The sequence below is a fragment of the Gammaproteobacteria bacterium genome (assembly GCA_029862005.1).
Taxonomy (GTDB): domain Bacteria; phylum Pseudomonadota; class Gammaproteobacteria.
Window position 1 is genome coordinate 1 of the sequence record JAOTYD010000067.1, and the last position, 7,255, is coordinate 7,255.

The 7,255-nt window shown below is 49.3% G+C and carries 4 protein-coding genes; all 4 read left to right on the forward strand.

The features are described 5' to 3' along the window. Positions 1-340 precede the first annotated feature (340 nt). Positions 341-796 carry a hypothetical protein gene (locus OES20_18460; GenBank protein ID MDH3636678.1) on the forward strand — a complete coding sequence of 152 codons (456 nt, stop codon included), beginning with the start codon at positions 341-343 and terminating at the stop codon, positions 794-796. Between the two features lie 471 nt (positions 797-1,267). Continuing rightward, complete coding sequence (locus OES20_18465; protein MDH3636679.1) at positions 1,268-4,417, forward strand: TonB-dependent receptor; 3,150 nt, start codon at positions 1,268-1,270, stop codon at positions 4,415-4,417. A gap of 213 nt (positions 4,418-4,630) precedes the next feature. Continuing rightward, positions 4,631-5,008: a hypothetical protein gene (locus OES20_18470; GenBank protein MDH3636680.1), complete on the forward strand. Its 378-nt coding sequence runs from the start codon at positions 4,631-4,633 to the stop codon at positions 5,006-5,008. Positions 5,009-5,394: 386 nt separating this feature from the next. After that, a partial coding sequence (locus OES20_18475) for an adenylate/guanylate cyclase domain-containing protein (protein MDH3636681.1) occupies positions 5,395-7,255 on the forward strand: 1,861 nt, incomplete at its 3' end.

Below are 7,255 nucleotides of genomic sequence, written 5' to 3' on the forward strand. Positions count from 1 at the left end.
TCCGTATTGTTTCGACTGAATAAGCTGATCATATTCTTTATCATTAACTTCATTAGGTTACCCACCTGGATGTGTCAGGTATTCCTCGTTTAATTGACGCTTCCTATGATCGTAAAAATAGAAATGTTTGTATGTGGCATTTCACACACGCGAACGGGGACAATCGGTGAGCGCAACAAGGGCGAGTGGTTTTGAGTAAATGGAATCAAGGTGGGTTTACAAAAATTTGCGCTTGCAGCGATCAATCTCTTGATGAGAACCATGCTTGATGTGGTAAAAACCACATACCCGTGCAACTAATTGGCCCACTATAAAGGCGTTGGGAAACGAGGAAAGCGCGATGATTATAGAACTGGCTTACATATTTGGATTTTTCTGCCTGTTTTTTTCAGCTCAGGTATTGGCGGCAAAATTAACTGAACATAAAGCGGATGGCGTCAAGTTCAATGTGAAACTGAACTTAGTTGATCAAACAGGTTCGGTAATCAAAAGCGGTTTGGTCACAGCAAGTTTTGTAAATTTGCTTGACCGGGAAACGCTTAGTCCGAAGGGGTCCGATGACAAAATGGCGCGCTTGATACTGGTGCCTGAAATAACGGTATATGGCCCAAAAGTCGAGCTTGAGGACAAAGAGAAAACAACGAGCGAGCTGAATTTAATCATTCCGTCTCTTCAGCAAAGCTATGAGGGAGATCAGACCTATGTCAATTTCAAGGTAGGGCTTCAGGATATTGAGGCAACTGCCAGTACGGGTGAAGAGTCTTCTGAGAACAACGAGGTCATTATCTGGAATTAAAAATGGCGATTAAAGAATTGGAAGATGCAGGCTTTGATTAGGATTGAAAATTACTGGCTTCAATCGTTACATTCTGTTAGCGGTGGAATGTTTGATAGACAGAAACTACTAGACCAGCAGCGAAAGAGTGTCTATTCTGCATCTACTTTCCGATTGTTCTAAAAGAACAAAAAAATAATGGTGAGAGTAGCGCAACAGGGGCGATGCGCTTACATCTCGGAGTATGCTGGGGAAACGCATCGACCAAGAGGGGACCAAGTAAGTCGCTATAAGCGATTCTACATTCTTGGCCTGTGGATTGGTTTATTATTTTTATTTCTTCATTCACCTCAGGCGCTTTCTCAAAACACCCTGAAATGGGTCGCAACACTCAAATCAGTTGAAGGGACCGTCGAGGCCCGAAAAGCAACACAAACTGAGTGGTTACCAGCCGCATTTAACGACGTCTTCACCATCGGTGATTCTATTCGTGTGCTGGCTTACGGCAGGGCAGCGATTCTACTTCCTGACGATACAATTTTACGTCTCGATCAAAACACTACCGTCACGTTTACCGAGCCTCAGGATGAAACTCGATCATGGCTAGAGCTGCTCAAAGGTGCAATTCATATCATTAGTCGTGATCCGCAGGCCCTGAAAGTAATTACGCCATTTGCGGGGGCTGGGCTCGAGGGTACGGAATTTTTGATTGTAGTTACCGAAGATGAAACCATTGTAACCGTCTATGAGGGTGAGGTGTCGGTAAGCACCGATTTCGGTGATGTGAACGTAACACCTGGGCAGCGCGTAACCGCTCGAACTGGGCAACAACCCATAGCACAAGTAGCTGTGCGTCCACGAGATGCCGTGCAGTGGACGCTTTATTATGCTCCGATTTTTGACGATGAAATTCCAGCTGCAGATGAGGAAGCGCAGGCTGATCAAGCCGATAACCCGCTTTTTTACACCGGTCGGGCATCAAAACGACTTGCCGTCGGCCGGGTTGACGAGGCACGCACCGATATAGCGCAGGCATTAAACATTGATCCAACCAACGTTGATGCCTTGGCACTGCAGTCAATTATAGCCGTGGCTCAAAATGATCTTGATTCGGCGTTCGCGCTGGCGAATCGGGCGTTGGCGCAGGACTCTGATTCAGGCGCCGCGATGATTGCACTCTCTTATGCGCAACAAGCGATACTGGATATTTCTGGCGCTCTGATCACAATGCAAAGCGCTGTCGAACGTCATCCATCGAATGGACTCGGGTGGGCGCGATTGTCGGAGCTATGGCTTGCTGTTGGGGACTTGAATCAGTCGCTTATTGCAGCACAAACTGCAGTCGACCTAAATTCGAATGTTGCGCGAGCACAAACGGTGCTGGGCTTCGCCTATCTTGCCCAAATCGAGATCCCGCAAGCGATAGATGCTTTTAACAAGGCTATTATTCTGGATCAGGCAGCACCGTTGCCCCGGCTTGGCCTCGGTCTTGCCATGATTCGTGCGGGGGATTTAGCAGCGGGTCGGGCGGAAATTGAAATTGCCGTCATTCTTGATCCGGGTAACGCACTGATTCGCAGCTACTTAGGCAAAGCCTACTACGAAGAAAAACGTGATGATCTCGCTGAGTCGCAATTCGATATTTCCAAAAAACTGGATCCGCTGGATCCAACACCTTGGTTCTATGACGCCATTCGCAAGCAAACCGAGAACCAGCCGATCGAGGCGCTGGCGGATCTCGAGGCTTCGATCGAGAGGAATGATAATCGGGCCGTCTATCGCTCACGGCCAAACCTGGACAGAGACCGAGCCGTAAGAGGTACCAGTCAGGCACGTATTTACGACGATCTCGGCTTCGAACAACTTGGTGTCGTCGAAGGTACGAAATCACTCAGCATCGATCCGGCAAATCACTCCGCACATCGCTTTCTCTCCGACAGCTATGCGACACGACCCCGCCACGAAATCGCCCGCGCCAGCGAATTGTTGCAATCGCAGTTGCTTCAGCCAATCAACATGAACCCGGTACAACCACAACTCCCGGAAATCGATCTTAGTATCGTTACCGGCGCCGGCCCGGCTGAGGCGGCATTCAATGAATTTACACCCTTATTCGAACGTAACGGCCACCAGTTCGTTGTTTCCGGTCTGTCTGGCAGCAACGATACCTGGGCCGATGAAGTGGTGCTGTCTGGAATCAAGGATCGTGTCTCCTACAGTATTGGGCAGTTCCATCATGAGTCTGACGGTTTTCGGACAAACAACGATGTCGAGCACGATATCTACAACCTTTTCGCCCAGGCCGCGCTCAGCGAACAGATCGATATTCAATTCGAATTTCGAAAGCGCGAGACCGAACAGGGAGATCTGCGTCTCAACTTCGATCCCGACGACTTCTCTGTCTCGGAGCGACGGATCATCGAGCAGGATGTCGGACGACTTAGCTTACACCTCGCACCATCGCCGCGGTCCGATTTCGTCGTATCGCTGATCCAGACCGACCGCGAAGAAGCGCTAAATCAAATGGATCCGATGACTCCAACTCTCGATGTTGACCTTGAGACCGGGGGTGACGACATTCAGGGGCAGTACCTATTTCGGGGCAATCGCTTCAACGTTACGGCCGGTCTCGGTGCGTCCGACATCGACGTTGACCGGCGCCAGGTTATAGATCTGAGCCCAACGTTCCCGGGCGGTATCTGCCCGCCCTTCCCGCCGTTTTTCGGGGTGTGCACGATCACGACCATCGCCGACACGGAGAACGAACAACGCAACGCGTACGTATACGTCAATGTGATCGGACCCACCGACGTAACCTGGACCGTTGGCGCGAGCCATGATTCCGTGGAGGAAGGCTTCCTGGATGTGGATGAGTCCAATCCCAAGGTAGGTTTGCGGTGGGACGTCACTGATAAGGTCCGTCTGCGAGCGGCCTACCTGGAGACCGTAAAGCGGACACTGGTCGCCGAGCAGACGCTCGAGCCGACGCAGGTCGCGGGTTTTGCCCAGTTCTTCGACGACTTCAATGGCACCAAAGCCGAGCTTTATGGAGTCGGCCTCGATGTAACCCTCCGACAGCCGGAGCGACGCAACTCGCTATCGAGTGGGCTTTACGCCGGCTTCGAGCTTTCGCATCGAGATTTAGAAATTCCTAGGATCCAGGGCACTACAGGGATGATTACCCCCGAGGACCAACGCGAAGACCTTGACCGCGTCTATCTCTATTGGACACCCCACCCGGAATGGGCGGTCCGTGTCGAAATCCAACGCGAGCGCTTCAAGCGCACAGACACATTGGGTCTGAGCCTGCCGACCGAAGTTGAAACGACCAGCCTGCCATTCGTCGTTCGTTACTTCCGGGCAGCGGGATTGTTCGCACAGGTCGGTACGACATTTGTACAGCAAGACGTCGACCTGGCGCCGACATCGACCTTTGGCGAAGACAGCGAGGACTTTGTCGTGGTCGATGCTGCTATCGGTTATCGCCTGCCCCGACGCCGTGGCATTTTGAGCCTGGAGGTCAGAAACCTATTTGACGAAGACTTCCTGTTCCAGGACGCCAACATCCAGAGATCCGAGCCGAGCAATCCACGCTTCATTCCCGACCGCACCGTCATGGGCCGGGTAACGCTTAGCTTCTGAGCCCATCGTTGCAGAGGAGGTGAGGGCACATTGACTGATCAAAGTTTTACCAATGCACCACAATTAAAATTTGAAACTGAAGAAACAGAAACACTACGACTAAGAGGAACCCGATTTGGTCGGTGCAATACATGAGAGAGGTGATCGTGTCATTTGCACACCCACACGAAGTAGAAAAAATCATCACTGAATGCAAACAAAGAGGAATCAGACATGAAAATATTGATCGTAGGACTACTCAGTTTAATCGTACTAACAGCGTGCGTCCGAAATCCAAGCCAATTTTACAGGGAAATTCCCATCCAAATTCCCGCTGTCGCGGATGTAGAACCGGCCGCTATCCCTCCAGGTCTCAAGGATTTCTGCGATGACAAAAAACTAGTATTGGTCGTCACCGTAAACAAAAAGGGTAAACCCAAAATCAGGAAATGTCCTGGGATCAGAACCGAGGACGATCTGCCTGATGGCGTGGACAAGCCCGATGGACCGCCTGCCGCACTCGGCGGTACCCAAAAGTGGATCATGCCGGGGGACCCAGATCCGTGCATCGAGTGGGGAGTTGGCGGCTATTCAAGCTTCTATTGCTGGTAATAAAGCAGATCTGTAAGGGGCGAGGCCATTGTGGCCTCGTCCATGCCATTCTTACAACGTCTGAACCCAAGGCAGTTGATTGTTGGGGTCCGCAGTCAACAGAAAATCTGGGATCAGGTCTTGTTATTTGCTAATTTCCTGCTGGCTAGTTCTTCAACTAGATCGCATTGAGCACCTTAAGCCGGTGTTGATTTCTAGCAAGCAAAACACAAGACCTGGCCCTGTTTTACCTAAGTTCGATTGAAAGCAATCGTGGTCGGTGCCAGAAGGTAACAACCTATCTTTACTGTACCATTAACCCTGAAATTATTTTTGATATGAGATAGATTCGTATCTGGTAATCGATAAAACTCTAAATTCAATCTCCTGGTTAATAGTCACCACATATGCGGCGCGGTATCAAAGGTCTGCTTCTCGGTATCACGATAGGCTTGATTGGCAGCCTGTTTGGATTATCGCCCTATGGTATTTCATTCGAGAAAAGTTTCGGTCTCGAATGGTTGTTTACTAGCCGTGGCGCAATTAAACCTCCCGCCGGAACTGTTGTTATCGCAATCGATGGATTTACCGGCGATAAGTTGGGTATCCCCGAGTTACCTCGAGAATGGCCCCGGTCGATACATGGCGAATTAGTCGACGCCCTGGTCAATCTCGGCGTTTCCACTATTGTTTTCGATCTTGATTTTCACAAGCAAAGATCGGCGGAGGATGATCAGGCATTCGCCGATGCAATCAAGCGATCCGGCCATGTCGTGCTGTTTCAAAATCTTATCGGGAAAGGACGTCCGCTGGATGATAAAACCGGAAAGTCCCATGGTAATCTCTGGGTCGAACAGTTGCATTCGCCAGTACCCATACTTTCTGATGTGGCAAGAGGTTTAGGGCCTTTCCCACTTCCCCGATCCGAAGCTTCGGTCAATGAATTCTGGGTGTTCAAAACCAGTGCGCAAGAAATGCCGACAATGCCCGCTGTCGGTTTCCAGATCCACGCACTAAGAGCTTATGATCAATTCTATCGATTGCTCAACAATAGCGGATTGACAAAATTGGTAGACATTCCAGAATCAGAATCAGATATTTCGAATCCCGATGATTTGCGCAATCTGATGACCGGAATTCGAAGTGTGTTATCGAAAACGCCGGCACTGACTAATAGTATTACTCTCGAATTGAATAAGCCCTGGGTTGCAAATGAGACTGCGGAAACCAAGCATCTACTAAGATCACTTGTTTCCATGTACATCGGCGACGATAAACGCTTTCTGAATTTTTATGGACCACCGGGAACCATAGAAACCATTCCCTACCAAGCCGTCATTCAAGGTCAAGATCCAATTTCAAATGCGAATGCACAAGGACTAGATTTGGCTAACAAGGTTGCATTTGTGGGGTATTCGGATTTTTACGACCCCAACCAACCAGATCGATTTTATACCGTGTTTACCAATGCAAAAGGTATTGATTTAAGTGGGGTTGAAATTGCAGCAACTGCCTTTAGTAATTTGCTTCATAAACAATCGCTGCAAATTCTCAACGCTAAGGACATGCTAATCATCCTGTTTTCTTTTGGCTTTTTAATGACCATGTTGATTTATTATGCACCGGCCATCCTGGGTGTTCCCACGTCCATTGTTATTGCTGTTGGGTTTGTTCTTTATTCACAATCACTATTCGATGATAGCTACCTGTGGCTACCTCTAGCGACCCCAATTATGGTTCAATTTCCATTAGCCTTGTTTATTGGTCTTTTGATTCAGTACTTTCAGCAACGCCATAAAGTGAAACATATCAGCGAAGCGATTAGCCGATATGTGCCCGAGGAAGTCTCAATAACCCTGACCAGTAATGACTTAAAGCCCGAAGATATTCATCAGGTCAGTTTCAGCACTTGCCTGGCGACCGATATGGAGGGTTTTACGAGCATTTCTGAAAAAATGGATCCCGGAGAGCTCGCTGATTTTTTAAACGATTACTTTGATACGTTGGCGCAACCTCTAATAAATAATAATGTAACGGTAACCGATTTCCGCGCGGATGCCATTATGTGCGCCTGGACCGGTCAAGAATCGGATGTCGAGATACGCATCAAGCCTATCCTGGCATCATTGCAGGCAGCTGACGCCATCGAGGATTTCAGGGCCAGGCATGATGCTTTCGAGGCATCGTTGCGTATCGGTATGGAGACCGGTGAAGTTTATGTCGGGCATTCCGGCGGTGGAGGTCATCTTGGTTACCGTGTCGTGGGTG

Bases quoted from the DNA above. Each gene is read 5' to 3' on its own strand.
- OES20_18460 (MDH3636678.1), top strand. From the start codon at position 341: ATGATTATAGAACTGGCTTACATATTTGGATTTTTCTGCCTGTTTTTT.
- OES20_18470 (MDH3636680.1), top strand. From the start codon at position 4,631: ATGAAAATATTGATCGTAGGACTACTCAGTTTAATCGTACTAACAGCG.